This window comes from Achromobacter sp. JCM 18799 (assembly GCF_055395645.1).
This window is the reverse complement of record NZ_AP043866.1, coordinates 5215930-5231225: the sequence shown is the minus strand read 5'-3', so window position 1 is coordinate 5231225 and position 15296 is coordinate 5215930. Positions and strand designations below refer to the sequence as shown.

Here is a 15296-nt window from a genome sequence, read left to right as displayed (position 1 = left end):
CCCTCCCTTCAATGTATCTTAGGTGTGCCGCCCGGCGGCCGCTTGGCATGCGCGAGGATGAAGGACTGCAGCGTCTGCAGATCCACCGGCTTGATCAGCACGGCGTTCATGCTGGCACGCGCGCCCGAAGCCAGATCGAGCTCAAGTTCGCTGGCGGTATAGCCCAGCACCGGCGTGGCCGCATTCATGCCGCCGCCGGCTCTCAAGGCGGCAGTGAAAGCGGTGCCGTCCATGACGGGCATGACGCAGTCGCAGATGATCAGATCAAACTCCAGCCGTTCCGCCAATGCCAGACCGGCCGCGCCATTCTGCGCGAATTGCGCGGAATGCTTCAACATCCGCAATTGATGCTTGAGCAGCAACCGGTTGGCTTCATGGTCGTCGATGACGAGCAAGCGCAAGCCGCCGGCATCGGCCGCAGTTGGCGCAGTAGCCGCCGCCACAGTGGCGCTTTCCGAAGGCGGCAGCGCCAAGGGCAAGCGCACCGTTACCCTGGCGCCCTGCCCGGCCGTGCTGGATACTTCCATGGAACCGCCCATCAGACGCGTCAGTTCGCTGCATATGGACAGTCCCAGTCCGATGCCTGCGCCTTGTTCCCGAACCATGGGTTCAAAGTGCGGCACTGCCAGTCTGGCCTGCACCTCCTCGGCAATCCCGGGGCCGGTGTCCGCGACGCACAGCGTAATCCACTGCACCTCCTCCGTCGCGCGCGTGGCGCTCAGCGAGACATCGATGCGGCCATGATCCGTAAAGCGGACCGAATTGGATAACAAGTTATCCAGCAATTGCTTCAAGCGGATCGGATCCGAAAAATGACGCTCGGCAAGGTCGCTGCCGATGTCCAGTGTTAGCTGCAGGCCCTTTGCCTGCGCTGCGGCCCGAAACGGAGCCAGCGTGTCCGCCGCCAGCGCGCGCAGGTCGACATTCTGCCGCCGCAGCTGCAAGTGACCGGTTTCCAGCTTGGATATGTCGATCAGGCCACCGATCAGCGACAGCAGCGATTGCGCCGACTGGCGCGACATGGCAAGCCGCTCGCGCACCGCGCCAGAAAGTCCATCACGCGACAGGATCAGTTCAAGCATGCCGATGATCGCGTTCAGAGGGGTACGGAGCTCATGGCTGATGAACGCCAGATACGTCGACTTCATCAAATTGGCCCTTTCCATGTTCAGCCGGGTTTCGGACACGTCACGCAACATGTCGGGAAAACCGCGAAAACGCGCGCTACCCCCAATCAAGCCGATGAGGGTGCCGTCCTCCCCTCGCAACGGCGCGGCCCACGCGGCCACCCCGCAAGTGGAATCATGCTGGAACGGATGTTCGCGGACCAAGGTTTCGCCGCTCGCCAGCACTTGGCGATAGTCGCGGATTATTTCGTTCAGATTGGCCGGCAGGTCGCTGCCGGAGGCCGGCGCGGACAAGGAGTCCTGCGGAACATGCAGAGGGCGGTTCCAACCCTCGCGGCGACAGATAGCTGCGTACTCCTTGAGCGCGTCGTTGCGCGTCACCAGATTCAGGTCGAGATCCCGGATGAATATCCCGGCGGGCAGCGTATCCGCCAAGCTCGCAAGCTCGGCCAGCTCGCGGCGCGGCGACCTGGCGCCGAGAATGCGCAGCGCGATCCAGACCAGCATGACCACCAGCGCCGCGACCAACGCCATGTTCAGGAACACGGAAAGCGTGAGCATGGCGCCAGGCTCGCGATGAACCACTATGCCGCTCCGTCCCGCGCCAGTGCGCTTGCGCCGCGCGCCGCCGGCAGACAGGAATCAATGGCGTCCGCCAACGCCCGCAGACCGGCGGGCTTGACCAACACCTCGTTCATGCCGGCCCGCAGGCCCGTCTCGCGATCCTCTGGACGCGCACCGGCCGTGTATCCCAGTACGGGAATGGCCGCGTTTTCGCCCGCGCCTGCGCGCAACGTCCGCGTGAACTCGGCTCCGTCCATGTCCGGCATCTCACCAGCGCAGACGACCAGATCGAACCCGCTTCCCCTGATCAACGCCAAGCCCTGCGCGCCATCAATCGCCATCTGCACGGCATGGCCGAGGAATTCCAACTGGCTTTTCAACAGCAGGCGGTTGCCGGCCTCGCTTTCAACCACAAGCATCCGCAGCCCGGTGGCGGGCCGCTGCGTCATTCCGAGCATGATCTCTTGCGGCGGGTCGGGCTGCTCGCCGGATCCAAGCATCAGCGGCACGCGGACATAGACGTGCGTACCCTCGCCCACGACGCTGGAGATGCGGATGGTTCCTCCAACACGATCCACTATCTGCCGGCAATAGTGCAAGCCCAGTCCGGCGCCATCGGGCGAGGCGCTCAACCCCGCTTCGTAGCGGGACGCCGACAGCTTCTGCTGTATGTAAGGGTCTATGCCGCTACCGGTATCGATCACCGACAGCGTGAGCCATTGCCGGCCATCCTCCACTGGGGCGCCGTCCAGATGTATCCGGACGCCACCCCGTTCCGTGTACCGGATGGCGTTGGAAAGAAAGTTGTTGAGCAACTGATTCAGCCCCTGAACGTCCATCATGTGGCTGGCGGCAACCCCGGGAGCCACTTCGACCGTCAGGCTTATGCCCTTCTCGTAGGCGCTAGGCGCGAACAACGAAGCCACGTCGGCCAAGACCCTGGGCACCGAATTGGATACACGCGCGCTCGCCAGATCGCCAGTCTCCATCCTCCGCGTATCGACGATGGACGGAATCAACTGGAGCAGAGACTGGGTGGACAAACGCACGGTCGCCAACATTTCTTTCGACTGCCGCGGCATCGCGGCGTCAAAGGACGCCATTTCCAACAGGCCCGCCATGGCGTTCAAGGGATTGCGCACATCTCGGCTGACCGCAGCCAGGAATCGGGTCTTCATGTTGTTGATGCGCTCTGCCCTGCGGTGTGCGCCTGCCGAGTCGTCCAGCGACTGGCTATGACCCAGGAAGTAGCTGCCCACGCATAGCACGCCAATGACGTGGCTATCCAACCCGCGTATAGGCGCGGCCAGCCCTTGGTATGGCGCCCTGATGCCGACAGCCTCCAGCACATTGTAAAAATCGAACGCACAAGTTTCCCCCGTGGCCACTGCGGCGCGATACACCTGCACGACCTCGGCCGTGTTGCGCGGCAACGGAATCTGGTCTTTCTCCTCGCCGGACAAGAACCCCAGATCGATGTACTCGGGTCTCGACCACCCATTCCTGATGACAATGTCTGCGAAGCGCTGCATACCCGCGCTGGATCCGACCATGCGCAGCGACTTTTCGCGGACGGACATATCCACGGGGGCCGCAGCGATCAGATGCACGGCTTGCTGCAAGCGCCGCTGCGGATCGCGGTCTTGTGCCGTGGCGCGTTTCAGTATCAGCCCGACCCACAGAAGGGCAAGAAGCAATACGCCGTTTAGCGCCCAGGACAGGGGCTCGGCCAATGCGAACCGCTGCCAGAACGCGGCAGCAGTCGGTGCGCCCAGTGCGCATAGGGAGACAAGAATGGCGGCCGCCCCAACCGCCGACCGGGCGCGGACGACGCCGCTGCGCTGCATGGCGCTCGCAAGAACTTCCGGCTTCATCTGGAGAGTGTCGGTGGTCGTGCCTGTGGCTGGATTTGGTATGCGCTGCGCACCGGCGATTTTATCGCAGAAGGCCTGCCGTCATCCTATTGCACACGTCCGCGCGTCAGTAAAACCGTTGAAACGTTGCTTTCAAATCACGATCCAGAAGAGCCCAAAAAATACCAATCAAGACGCCTTATTCGGACAATATTGGCAATTATTGGCAAGAATCGCCAATCATCTTTTTCATATGAAATTTCATACAACAAGAAGGGAGGATTCCTACACTATCAGAATCCTGATTCCATTAATTTTCAGTCACCGACGAAATGCAGGCAGCGGGATTCGGAGGAGCAGAAAAATGGATTATTTGACTGCGCCCTTTCATCGATATTCGAATTGAATTTCGATAATAGCCGGATCGCACGGAAGTTAATTCCTGAAAACCGAAAGACAGCATTTCGAAAGTCGGTCGCCCCCTGTTTTCAATAACCCCAGGCGGCGCTTTTGATTATTAATCGACTCAGGATATTTACTTCCATGAACAAGAATACGATTGCCAAGTTTGCCCTGCTCGCCACGGCGGCAGCGGTTTCCCAAGCCGCCCTGGCCGAAGACGGACGTGTCCAATTCAACGGCGAAATCGTCGATGCGCCTTGCTCGGTCTCCCCTGGCGCGACGAATCTGGTCGTCCCCCTCGGCAAGGTTTCGCGCGCCAGCATGGACGGCGCCGCGGGCAAGCATTCGACTCCCGCCCAATTCGAGATCCAGCTGACCGATTGCAGCGCATCGGCCAAGGGCGCGAGCATCACGTTCAGCGGCACGCCGGACAGCATCAGCACCGACGTGCTTGCCATCTCGAATTCGGGCGGCCTGACCGCCAGCGCCTCCGGCGTCGCCGTCGAACTGCGTGACGCTTCACGCGCCAAGATCGCGTTGGGTTCGCCCTCTCCGAAGTATGTACTCGGCGTCGGCACCAACAACCTGAAGTTCGAGGCCGCCTACGTTTCGACCGCCGCCACCGTCACCCCCGGCCCGGCCAACGCCACCGCGCAGTTCACGGTGAACTACAACTGACGCCGTTTTGCCCGACCGCCGGCCCCGCGTGGGGCCGGCGCCAAGCCTCCACACAGCAGACGGCTCCAACGGAACCGCGACCTGAATCGCCGCCAAAGCCCATGGAAGGCTTGCGAGCAAGACATCGAGATCCTCATGCTGAAAGACATCGCGCAACAGTTCGTGCTCAAGGCGCGACCCTTCATGATTTTCGCCCTGGCGGCCACGCTGGCCCACGCCAATGCAATGGCTGGCGTACTGGTCGGCGGCACCCGCGTCATTTTCAACGAGAAGGACCGCGAGTCCTCCATTCCCGTCAAGAACACCGGCACGTCCCCTTACGTCGTGCAGGCCTGGATCGATAGCGGCGAAGGCAATACCAAAACGCCGTTCGTGGCCAGCCCGCCACTGTCGCGGCTGGACCCCGGCCAGGAAAACGTGCTGCGCATCCTGCGCTTGGCCGGCAATCTGCCTCTCGACCGCGAATCGGTGTTCTGGTTGAACGTCAAGGAAATCCCGGAAAAGAGCCCGGACGAGAACGTGCTGCAGATCGCAGTGCGCACCCGCATCAAACTGTTCTACCGGCCTGCGGGCCTGTCGGGCAAACCTGGCGAACAGCGTCAGCAGCTGCAATGGGCTGTCGCCTCCGGCGGCAACGGCGCGGTGCTGAAGATCGCCAATCCTTCCGCCTATCACGTCACCTTCGCCACGCTGAACATCAACAACGGCCAACAGCAGATCAACGGCGGAATGGTGTCGCCCGGCGCCGTGCTGGAGTACCCCTTGTCCGGACTGTCCGCGCCTGGAGACCTGGACGTCGTGTTCACGACCATCAACGACTACGGCGCCGAGACTCCCGAGGAAAAAGTCCGCGTGCCCAGCGCGCAGGTCCCGGTTCACGTCAAGGCCGAACCCATCGCGCCTGCCGCAAGCCGCTAACGCCCGGAGCTCAAGCAATGAAAGGCGTATCGCAGGGTCGCATGCCCCCTTCCGCGGCATTGGCATCGCTGTTGCTGGGCCTGGCCTCCTTTTCAGGCCAGGCCGCCGAGCCGGCGGGCGCTGTCTTCAATCAGGAATTCCTCGGCACGGGTGGCGACCAGCCGCAGGCAGACCTGTCCATCTTCAGTTTCGGCAATAGCGTGCTGCCGGGCGAGTACCTGGCCGACGTGATCGTCAACGACCAGTCGCTGGGCAAGAGCAGAATCATCATCCAAGCCCAGGAAGGCCAGCAGCAGCCCTCGGTCTGTCTGACCCGAAACCAGCTGGAAACCTGGGGCGTCAATATGGCCGCGCTGCCCGAATCGGCAGGCGCGGACGGCTCCTGCGTGGACCTGGCCGCCCTGATACAGGATGCGACGGTGAGCTTCGACGGAGGAAAACAGCGGCTGCTCCTGAGCATTCCGCAGGCCGCGGTCAAACGCAAGGCCCGCGATTCTGTCGATCCGGCCCGCTGGGATAGAGGCATCACCGCGGCCTTGCTGGACTATCAGCTCAACATGTCCCGCCAAGGCGGCGGTTCATCCCGCAGCGACGACGGCTCATCCAAGAACGGCGCCGAATCGCCCTATATGGGCTTCGCCGGCCTGCGCGGCGGCTTCAACTTCGGCGACTGGCGCCTGCGCCATAGCTCCAACTACAACCGCGGCTCCGACGGCCGCGGCAAATGGCAGACGGTGGAAACCAATCTGCAGCGCGACTTGCGCTCGATCAATGGCCAGCTGTTGATCGGCGACGGCAACACGCCCGGCAACTTCTTCGACAGCGTGCCGTTCCGCGGCGTGCAGGTCTCTTCGGACGACTCCATGCTGCCGGACAGCATGCAAGGCTACGCGCCCACCATACGTGGCATCGCGCGGACCAATGCGCTGGTCACCGTCAGACAGAACGGCTACATCGTGTACAGCACCTATGTCGCGCCCGGCGCCTTCGTGCTGGACGATCTGTATCCCTCCTCCTCCGGCGGGGACCTGGAAGTCACCATTACGGAATCGGACGGCCGCCAGAACCGCTACGTGCAAGCCTATGCCTCGGTGCCCACGCTGTTGCGCGAAGGCACCTGGCGCTACAGCGCCACCGCCGGGCGCTACCGCAACGCCTACGGTTCCAGCGAACGCGAGCCCACCTTTGTGCAAGGCACCGTCGCGCGCGGCCTGGGCCAGGAATTCTCGCTGTATGGTGGCGTCACCGCAGCCAGCATCTATCAATCCGGACTGGTGGGCGTGGGCAAGAACCTGCGCAGTTTCGGCGCGGTTTCCCTGGATCTGTCACATGCCCGCACCTCCACCGAGCGCTTGAAGACTCAGGGGCAATCGGTGCGCTTCCTGTATGCCAAGTCATTCGACGAAGCAGGCACGAATTTCCGCATCGCCGGCTATCGCTATTCCACCAGCGGCTACAGGACTTTCCAGGAAGCGACCGGCGCCGACGAATTCGAACTGGGCGGCAGAATGCCCAACCGCCGCAATGAACTGCGGTTGGACGTGGCGCAGTCGCTCGGTTCCTGGGGGTCGGTCTACGCGTCGGCGCGCCAGCAGTCGTACTGGCAGACGAATCAGAAGGAACGGCTGATCCAGGTCGGATACTCCGGCTTCTACAGGCAGGTCAGCTACAACGTCTTCGTCAACATGAACACTGGCCGCGATGGTTCGAACGACCGTCAAGTCATGTTGTCCGTGTCGATTCCGCTGGGTACCTCGCGCAGCAGCGCGCAGTATTCCGTGGTCACGGGCAACAACGGCCAGACCGGCCACCAGGCCAGCGTTTTCGGCTCCGCGCTCGAAGACGACCAGCTTACCTACAACCTGACGGCCGCCACGTCCAATCAGAGCGGCGTCAGCAGCACCGGCAACGCCAGCTATCTGTCCAAGATCGGCCGCTTCGACCTGGGCGCGTCACAGGGACGCGGCTACAACCAGATCAACCTGGGCCTGTCGGGCGGGATCGTGGCGCATGTCGACGGCGTGACGCTGGGCCAACCCCTGGGTGAAACCGTTGCCCTGGTGCGCGCGCCGTCAGCCGAGGATGTGCGCTTCGAATCGCATCCAGGCGTGAGCACCAACGCCAGCGGCTACGCCATCGTCCCGAGCCTGAGCCCCTACCGTTCCAATCGCCTGGCCATGCGCACCGCTGACCTGGGCGACACCGTTGAAGTCAGGAACGCGGCGATGAACTTGGTTCCCACCCGCGGCGCAGTGATACAGGCGGGATTCGATACGGTCGTGGGCTATCGCCTGATGATGACGCTGACCCGCAAGGACAACAGCGTGGTGCCGTTCGGGGCGCGCATCGACGACGAAGCGGGCCAGGAAATCGGCATCGTGGGGCCGGACGGCCAGGCCTTCGTGACGGGTGCTCAACAGTCCGGAAAGATGCGCATCGTGTGGGGCCGTGGCGCCAGCGACAGCTGTGGCGTGTCCTACAGCCTGCCGCAAGAGGAGCGTCCCGCCCCCATACGGGAAGTCAGCTACGTGTGCCAATGATGCGCGCATTGAAAATCGCAAGACACATGAACGGATATGAGATGAAAGCACCTCACGCGGTCAAGGGAAAACACATAAGCGGCATGTTGGCGGCGGCATGCCTGGCGCTGATGTTGTTCGGGTATGCGCCGCAAACTCTCGCGCAATGCGTACTGGGAGAAGGGATAGACAAGAATGTGATCACTCTGGACTTTGGTCCCGTTGTCGTACCGCCGAACACGCCGGTGAGCCTGACCACCCCGATAGCTGACAAAAGATTTCGGATCAGCCATAAGAGCATAGTCCTGATCGATTGCAGGAAAAGCAAAATCGACGGCGCCAGGATGGGCTCCATCCTGAAAGGAGCGCCGGTAAGCGGCTCCAACTCCGTGTTTCGGACGAACATTCCCGGCATCGGCATTCGAATCGGATTTCGGATGTGGGAGCAGGACGGAACCCAGTATTTCCCCATTACGTCGCCCATGGGCAAGGGCAGCTACGGAACAAGCACCAGCCCCAACTGGGTAATACATGCCCAGCTCTTCAAGATTGGCCAAACCACCGGGAACGGAGCTCTCGAACCAGGACAGTACGCAGCCATGTACTCGTCCCACGAGCCGCTGAAGGCTCTGCAAGTGACCGTCAGCGGGCGCTCCACGTCCATCGTCACCCCGTCATGCACCGCCGTCCCCACCGTGCCCGTCCAGTTAGGCAAGGTCTGGAAGAACCTGTTCAGCTCGGTCGGCAGCACCGCCGCCGAACAACGCTTCAACATCCAGCTGAACTGCCGCGAAGCCAAGCCCGAACTGAATGCCGTGTACCTGCGCATGGACGCCAAACCCGACGCCTCGGGGATACCCGGCGTGATCGCCTTGAGCCCCGACGCCAATGCAGCGACCGGCGTGGGCATCCAGATCCTGGACAAAGACCGCCAGCCGGTCACCTACGGCCAAAGCAACTTGGTCGGCATGTCCAAGGACGGTGTCTACGACGTGCCATTTCACGCTCGCTACTACCAGACTGCAAACCAGGTTACCGCCGGCGTGGCGAACGGCACGGCCACGTTCACGCTTGAATACAAATAAGCCCCATCGAACCCACGAACCACAGGCCACTGATCATGAAAAAACCCGCTTTCAACCACACCGTCCATGTTTGCGTCGAAGCCATAGAGCCGGCCGCGACGCTGGTGCAGGGACTGGGCGACCGCGTCCAGATGGTATGCCTGACCCAATCCGTCCTTCGATTGCAGGAGCAGCTGGCCGAGCCAGGATTGCACTATGTCGTCATGCACGGCAGCGTGGAGTGGCTGGCCGCCATGCTGGGCGCGCGACGCGGCCCCTACGTCGCCGGACTGGTGGTCATGATCACCGCCAATGACTCCTCCAATGCGCGGGCCGAACTGATATGCGCCGGCGCCGACGCCTGCCTGGCCTCGAACGCGGGCATCGATGAACTGCTGGCGGCGCTGAGCAGCCTGGAACGCCTGTCCTCGGCATTGCGTACGCGCCTGCAGCGTGAAGCCGCCACTGCCCCCGAAGCCCTGGCGCGGCAGCGCCGCGCCCTGGCGGGGACGATCGCGACGGTCCGCGTGACGCCGGTCCGCGAATGGGCGCTGGTCGAAACGGAGAAAGCGCTGCACGCGCCTGACAGCGCGGGCAAGATCGCGTTGAGCAACAAGGAATTTGCGCTGCTGTCGTGCCTGCGCGGGCATGACTTCCAATACTGCAGCATTGCGGACCTGCACCGCGAGGTCTGGCCGGATGCCGCGGGCCGCCCCGTGCATCTGCAACGCGCCATCGTTTCCAGCGTGGTCGGCCGCCTGCGCCGGAGAGCGCGCATGGCGGGAATCGAACTGCCGCTGCGCACGAGCTATGGGCAGGGCTACACCTTCGTCCATCCGCTCAACAGCGCCAGCCAATGCGTCACCGGTTGAACAGACGCAAGATGATCAGGTGACGGCCGGGGTGGCGAATGGCACCGCCACGTTCACGCTTGAATACAAGTGAGCCGAGTCCAACCCTCGAACCGCTGGCCCCCGATCACAAGAAGCCCGCATTCGGCCATGCGCCCGACAGCGCGGACATGACTTCCAATACTGCAGTATTGCGGATCACGCAACGCGAGGTCTGGCCGGATGCCTCTGACCACCCGGCGCATCCGCAACCTCCCCGGCCAACGCAACCCTACGCAAATTCGTAATCCTCAGACACGGAAATCGATGTCTTCCGACTAAATTTCCCGGCCCTGCCCCATAAAGTGTTCGTACTCGCCGGCTCGCACAGATTCGAGCATGCGGCCGACGGGTACGAACCGCCTGGATATCACCGCATTCGCGGCGTCCGGCCTTACATGAATCCCCAGAAAGATCGCTGCTTTCCGGACGCGCAAGGACCCCGGTCCGTCTCGCGCCCGGGGCAGTTTCGATCGCCGCGGGCAAGCCTAGCTTCAAAGGAAACACAACATGAAACGCAGTCTCGTCGCCTCTCTCCTGGCCTCCGGAGCCCTGATCTCCGTGCTCGCGCCGGTACCTGCCCATGCGGTCGACGGCGTCATCAACTTCATGGGCGTCATCCGCGCGCCCGGTTGCGACATCAACGGCAACACCCCGGGCCTGGGCAACACGCAGACAGTGCAGCTGGGCACGCCCACGCCGGAAGAAGTCGGTCTGGGCAATGCCGTCGAAGCCGAGTTCCAGCTGAATCTTGCAGGCGGGGCAGGCTGCACCGACGGCAGGAAGGTCCGCATCATGTTCGACCCGACCAACGGCACCTCAGCGGGCAACCTGGCGCTGCTGGACGCCGACCGCGCGCCCAACGTGGAGATCCAGATCCGCAACAACGCGGCTGGCAACACCGGCATCATTCCCATTGGCGGTTCGGAAATCACGCCGCAGGTCGCCACGATCACGGGCAATCCGGGCACGGCGGAACTCAAGTACGCCGCCAAGTATGTCGAGGTCGGCGGCGCGGCGGGCGCTGGCTCCGGCGCGTCGAGCATCAAGTATCTGCTGTCCTACAACTAAGCGCGGGCCAGTCATGGCGTCGATAGCGCGCATCGTTTCATCCCTGACGGCCGTCTGCGCCATGACCCTGTGCGCCTGGGCTACACCGGTCCGGGCCGGACTGGTGCTGCAAAGCACGCGCCTGGTCATCTCACCGGATTCCCGCGACACGACGCTGGCCATCCGCAACGCGGGCGCCGGCCCCGTGCTGGCGCAGAGCTGGCTGGACGATGGCAATGCGGACAGGTCACCGGCGGACATGCGCGTGCCTTTCGTCCTGGCGCCCGCGGTCGTGCGTGTGGACCCGGACAGCGGCGCCGTGCTGCGGATCTCTTACACCCGCGAGCCGCTGCCCGCAGATCGCGAGAGCCTGTTCTATCTCAACGTGCTGGAGACGCCGCCGCGCGATCCGAACGACTCCAATGTGTTGATCTTCCAGTTCCGCTCGCGCATCAAGGTGTTCTTCAGGCCCGCCTCGCTGCGCCCCCACGTCCAGGCCGCGCCGGCCCTGTTGAGCTGGAAGCTGCGCGGACGGGCGCTGGAAGTCACGAACCCGACGCCTTACCACGTCTCCTTCGCCAGCGTCGATCTGGTCGCGGGCGACAAGCGCAGCGCGCTCGAGGGTGGCATGGTCGCCCCATTCGACACCGCGCGCTTCGCGTTGCCGCCCCGCGCGGCCAAACCCGCGGGCCCGGTCTCGGTCCGGTACGAGGTCATCACCGACTACGGCGGAACCACCAAGGCAGAGCAGGCCGTTACCGAGTAAAGGCGCGGCGCGGCTTGCGCCCGCGAACCACAGAGCTGACACGTCCCGATGGAAAATCTACACGCAAGGGCTTGCCCCCGCTTGCCTGACCTTGCTCGCCCCGCGAACCGGCGCCGGGCGGCCGAAAGGCTCGCATCCGGTCTTGCCGCCGCGCTGGCGGCGGCCTGGGTCGCTCCCGTACACGGCAAGCAGGCGTTCTTCGACCCCCAGATGATGTTCCAAGGCGCAGGCGGCACGGCCATCGACACCAGCCGCTTCGAGCGCGGCAACTTCATGGAGCCCGGCCTGCACAAGCTGGACGTCTACGTCAACGGCCAGTGGCGCGGCGTGGAGGAGGTCCCGTTCCGCCTCCTGGCCGGCAGCGACAGCACCACGCCGTGCTATGACAGCGCATTGCTGGCGCGCCTGGGCCTGGACGTCGACAAGGCCGCGCGCGGCGAGGGCATGCTTGCGCTATCCGCTACCGCAGCCTGCGGCGAGCTGTCGCGCTACGTGCCCGGCGCGCAGGTCAAATTGGAGGTGGCCGAACAGAAGCTCTATCTCACCGTACCCAAGTACTATCTGCGCATCTCCACGCCCGGCGTCTACGTGGATCCGTCGAACTGGGACTTCGGCGTGACCGCGGCCCGGCTGAACTACAACAGCAATCTCTTCACCTCTGAAAGCCGCGGCACACGCACCACGCGCGGTTATGCGGGCCTGAATGCCGGCATCAACGTGGGCGCATTCCGGCTGCGCCACTACGGCAGCGCAACCTGGTCTCCGGGCCACGGCGCGAACTATCAGCGCGGCTATACCTATCTGAAGACCGACGTACCGGCATGGAAGGCGCAGCTGTTGATGGGAGAGAGTTCCACCGACGGCGACCTGTTCGACTCCGTATCGTTTCGGGGCGTGCAACTGGCCAGCGACGAACGCATGCTGCCCAGCGCGTTGCGTTCCTATACCCCGGTTGTCCGCGGCACGGCCAACAGCAATGCCCAGGTATCGGTGTATCAGCGTGGCTACCTCGTATACGAAACCACCGTGGCGCCCGGCCCCTTCGCGCTTGAAGACCTGCAGGCGGCGGGATATGGCGGCGACCTGGACGTGCGCATCGTGGAGGCGGACGGTAGCGCGCGCAGCTTCGTCGTGCCCTTCGCCACGACAGTCCAACTGCTGCGGCCCGGCACCAGCCGCTACAGTCTGACCGCGGGGCGGGCGATAGATCTGGGCTTGGGCAGCAGCTCACAATATTTGCTGCAGGGCACGTTCAAGCGCGGGCTGGGCGACATGTACACGGGTTACGGCGGCCTCGCTTTCACCCGGCACTATGGTTCGGCGCTGGCTGGCGCCGCCGTGAACACCGCGCTGGGCGCATTCGCGGCCGACGTCACGCTATCCCGCGCCGAGCTTCCGGACGAAGGCACGCGGACGGGCGCCAGCTACCGCCTGTCGTACAGCAAGAACCTGCCCAATAGCGGTACCAACTTTTCGCTCCTGGCCTACCGCTATTCCACCAGCGGCTTCGTGGGCTTGCGCGAGAGCATCGCGCTGCAAGGGGCGCCGCAGCGCTACCGCTGGTTCGGCGACGTGGGCCGCACGCGCGGGCGGCTCGACGCCAACATCAGCCAGCAACTGGGGGTCAACGGCGGGAACGTCTATCTGTCGGGGTCGGCCATCCAATACTGGCAAGGCCGTGGCAACACCATCAACTTCGCGCTGGGCTACAGCAACCGTTGGCGCGACATTTCCTATTCCTTCGGCGTGCAGCGCATGCAGAACCTGGCCACCCGCAATTCCTACCGGGGCGGCGGCCGCGACAATTCCACCCTGGTCACCGTGAACCTTTCGATTCCCCTGGGGCGGGCCGAGCGCGGCGCCCCCACGCTCAACAGCTACTACAGCGCCGATTCCCGCGCCGGCGCCAACCTCACCACCTCGGTCGCCGGCTCGATGGGCGAGTCCGACCGCGGCACCTATTCGGTATCCGCGTCTCATGCCAGCCGCGAGAACGCCAACTCGGCAAGCGCAAACATCGGCTACCGGCTGCCGCAGTCCTGGGTGGGAGCCGGTATTTCGCAGGGAGCAGGCTACCGCCAGGCGTCGCTGAACGCGTCGGGCGGGGTGCTTGTCCATGCTGGCGGCGTGACCTTCTCGCAGACGTTGGGGGAAACAATCGCGTTGGTAAGCGCTGACCACGCGGAAGGCGCGCAGATCGGCTACGGCGGCGACCGCCTGGACGGCCGCGGCTACGGCGTCGTCGCCAGCCTGAGCCCCTACCAGCTCAACACCGTCGACATCGATCCGCGCGACATTCCCGACGACGTAGAGCTGCAGGCCAGTTCGCGCAACGTGGCGCCCCGCGCCGGCGCAGTCGTGCTGCTGTCCTACCCGACCCGCGTGGCCCGGCCGGTGTTGATCGACGCCCGCCAGGCCGACGGCGCCGCGCTGCCCTTTGGCGCGGAAGTGCTGAACGCCGCCGACGGCAAGCCGGTGGGCGCGGTGGGTCAGGGCAGCCGAATCGTCATGCGGGTGGAGCAGGATCAGGGCCGCGTCATCGTGCAGTGGGGACCCGGGCCGCAGCAGCGCTGCGCCATCGACTACGCCCTGCCCGAGCGCGCGCCGCAACGCGCCCGGGGTTACGACGCGCTTTTCCTCACCTGCGCGCCGATGCCGGCGGACGGCGGCAGGCCTGCGGGCCCCGGCCCGTTGGCGCGCCGATGATGCGCCTTCTGCGCGCATGCGCGCTGCGCCTGGCCGCCTGCCTGCCGATGGCCGGCATGGCAGCCTGGGCGCATGCGGATCTGACCGTGACCGGCACACGCTTCATCTATCCTGCGCAAGCCAGGTCGCTAACGATACGCACCAGCAACTCGGGGGAGACGCCCATCCTGGTGCAGACTTGGCTGGATCAGGAGCAAGCGCAGGCGCGCACCGATCCCAGCAAGCTGCCCGTTCCTTTCGTGCTGACACCCCCGGTCTACCGGCTGGATGCCGGCGAGCGCAAGGCGCTGGAACTGCGCTACACGGGCGAACCCCTGCCGCGCGACCGCGAATCGGCATTCTGGATCAATTTCCTTGAAATCCCCTCGCTGCGGCTATCGCGCCGCAACCAGCTGCAGCTGTCATTCCGGCTGCGGATGAAGGTCTTGTTCCGTCCGCCGGAGTTGCAAGGCGATCCTCGGCAGGCCCCGGCGCAAGTCGCTTGGAAGTATCGGCGCACGGGTGACGTCGCGGCGCCATGGCTGCTGGAAGCGCACAACCCCACCCCTTTCCATGTGTCCCTGGCGCGGCTGGAGCTTCCCGCCGCGGCGGGCGTGCAACGCCTGGACGGCTTGACCTTGCCGCCCTACGCCACCGCCCGCTTCGCGCTGCCCGCCGGCCATCAACCCCAGGCGCACGCAAGCACGCTGCGCTACGAGGCCGCCGATGACACCGGCGACCTGATCCACGGCGCGGCAGCGCTCGCAGCCGCAAACTGAG

General features: G+C 64.3%; 11 protein-coding genes. 9 read left to right on the top strand and 2 right to left on the bottom strand.

The genetic code is table 11. The annotated features are described in order from the left end of the window. Positions 1-8 precede the first annotated feature (8 nt). Together ACZ5YA_RS24665 and ACZ5YA_RS24660 are read right to left on the bottom strand one after the other, a co-directional pair. Positions 9-1688 (bottom strand): PAS domain-containing hybrid sensor histidine kinase/response regulator, encoded by a 1680-nt coding sequence (locus ACZ5YA_RS24665; RefSeq protein WP_464091356.1) that lies wholly within the window; start codon positions 1686-1688, stop codon positions 9-11. Between the two features lie 23 nt (positions 1689-1711). Then, complete coding sequence (locus ACZ5YA_RS24660) at positions 1712-3565, bottom strand: ATP-binding protein (RefSeq protein WP_464091355.1); 1854 nt, start codon at positions 3563-3565, stop codon at positions 1712-1714. Between the two features lie 522 nt (positions 3566-4087). Here ACZ5YA_RS24660 and ACZ5YA_RS24655 point away from each other — a divergent pair. The 9 genes from ACZ5YA_RS24655 to ACZ5YA_RS24615 all read left to right on the top strand — a co-directional run bounded on the left by ACZ5YA_RS24655 (position 4088) and on the right by ACZ5YA_RS24615 (position 15295). Then, a complete protein-coding gene (locus tag ACZ5YA_RS24655; protein ID WP_118931633.1) occupies positions 4088-4624 on the top strand; it encodes a fimbrial protein in 537 nt (178 codons plus the stop codon). A 135-nt stretch (positions 4625-4759) separates the two neighbouring features. Beyond that, positions 4760-5542, top strand: a complete 783-nt coding sequence (locus tag ACZ5YA_RS24650) for a fimbrial biogenesis chaperone (RefSeq protein ID WP_251878134.1) — start codon at positions 4760-4762, stop codon at positions 5540-5542. A 41-nt stretch (positions 5543-5583) separates the two neighbouring features. Continuing rightward, positions 5584-8082 carry a fimbria/pilus outer membrane usher protein gene (locus tag ACZ5YA_RS24645; RefSeq protein ID WP_464091354.1) on the top strand — a complete coding sequence of 833 codons (2499 nt, stop codon included), beginning with the start codon at positions 5584-5586 and terminating at the stop codon, positions 8080-8082. A 41-nt stretch (positions 8083-8123) separates the two neighbouring features. Further along, positions 8124-9146, top strand: a complete 1023-nt coding sequence (locus ACZ5YA_RS24640; RefSeq protein WP_464091353.1) for a fimbrial protein — start codon at positions 8124-8126, stop codon at positions 9144-9146. A 35-nt stretch (positions 9147-9181) separates the two neighbouring features. Continuing rightward, positions 9182-9997 carry a winged helix-turn-helix domain-containing protein gene (locus tag ACZ5YA_RS24635; protein ID WP_306634440.1) on the top strand — a complete coding sequence of 272 codons (816 nt, stop codon included), beginning with the start codon at positions 9182-9184 and terminating at the stop codon, positions 9995-9997. A 528-nt stretch (positions 9998-10525) separates the two neighbouring features. Further along, positions 10526-11086, top strand: a complete 561-nt coding sequence (locus tag ACZ5YA_RS24630) for a fimbrial protein (protein WP_059378141.1) — start codon at positions 10526-10528, stop codon at positions 11084-11086. Positions 11087-11099: 13 nt separating this feature from the next. Beyond that, positions 11100-11831: a fimbrial biogenesis chaperone gene (locus ACZ5YA_RS24625; RefSeq protein WP_223283296.1), complete on the top strand. Its 732-nt coding sequence runs from the start codon at positions 11100-11102 to the stop codon at positions 11829-11831. An 81-nt stretch (positions 11832-11912) separates the two neighbouring features. After that, the gene (locus ACZ5YA_RS24620; protein ID WP_464091352.1) at positions 11913-14537 is read left to right on the top strand and encodes a fimbria/pilus outer membrane usher protein; all 2625 of its coding nucleotides are present in this window, start codon (positions 11913-11915) and stop codon (positions 14535-14537) included. Next, a complete protein-coding gene (locus ACZ5YA_RS24615) occupies positions 14534-15295 on the top strand; it encodes a fimbrial biogenesis chaperone (RefSeq protein ID WP_464091351.1) in 762 nt (253 codons plus the stop codon). Before ACZ5YA_RS24620 ends, ACZ5YA_RS24615 begins: the two co-directional genes overlap by 4 nt. Position 15296: the final 1 nt, after the last annotated feature.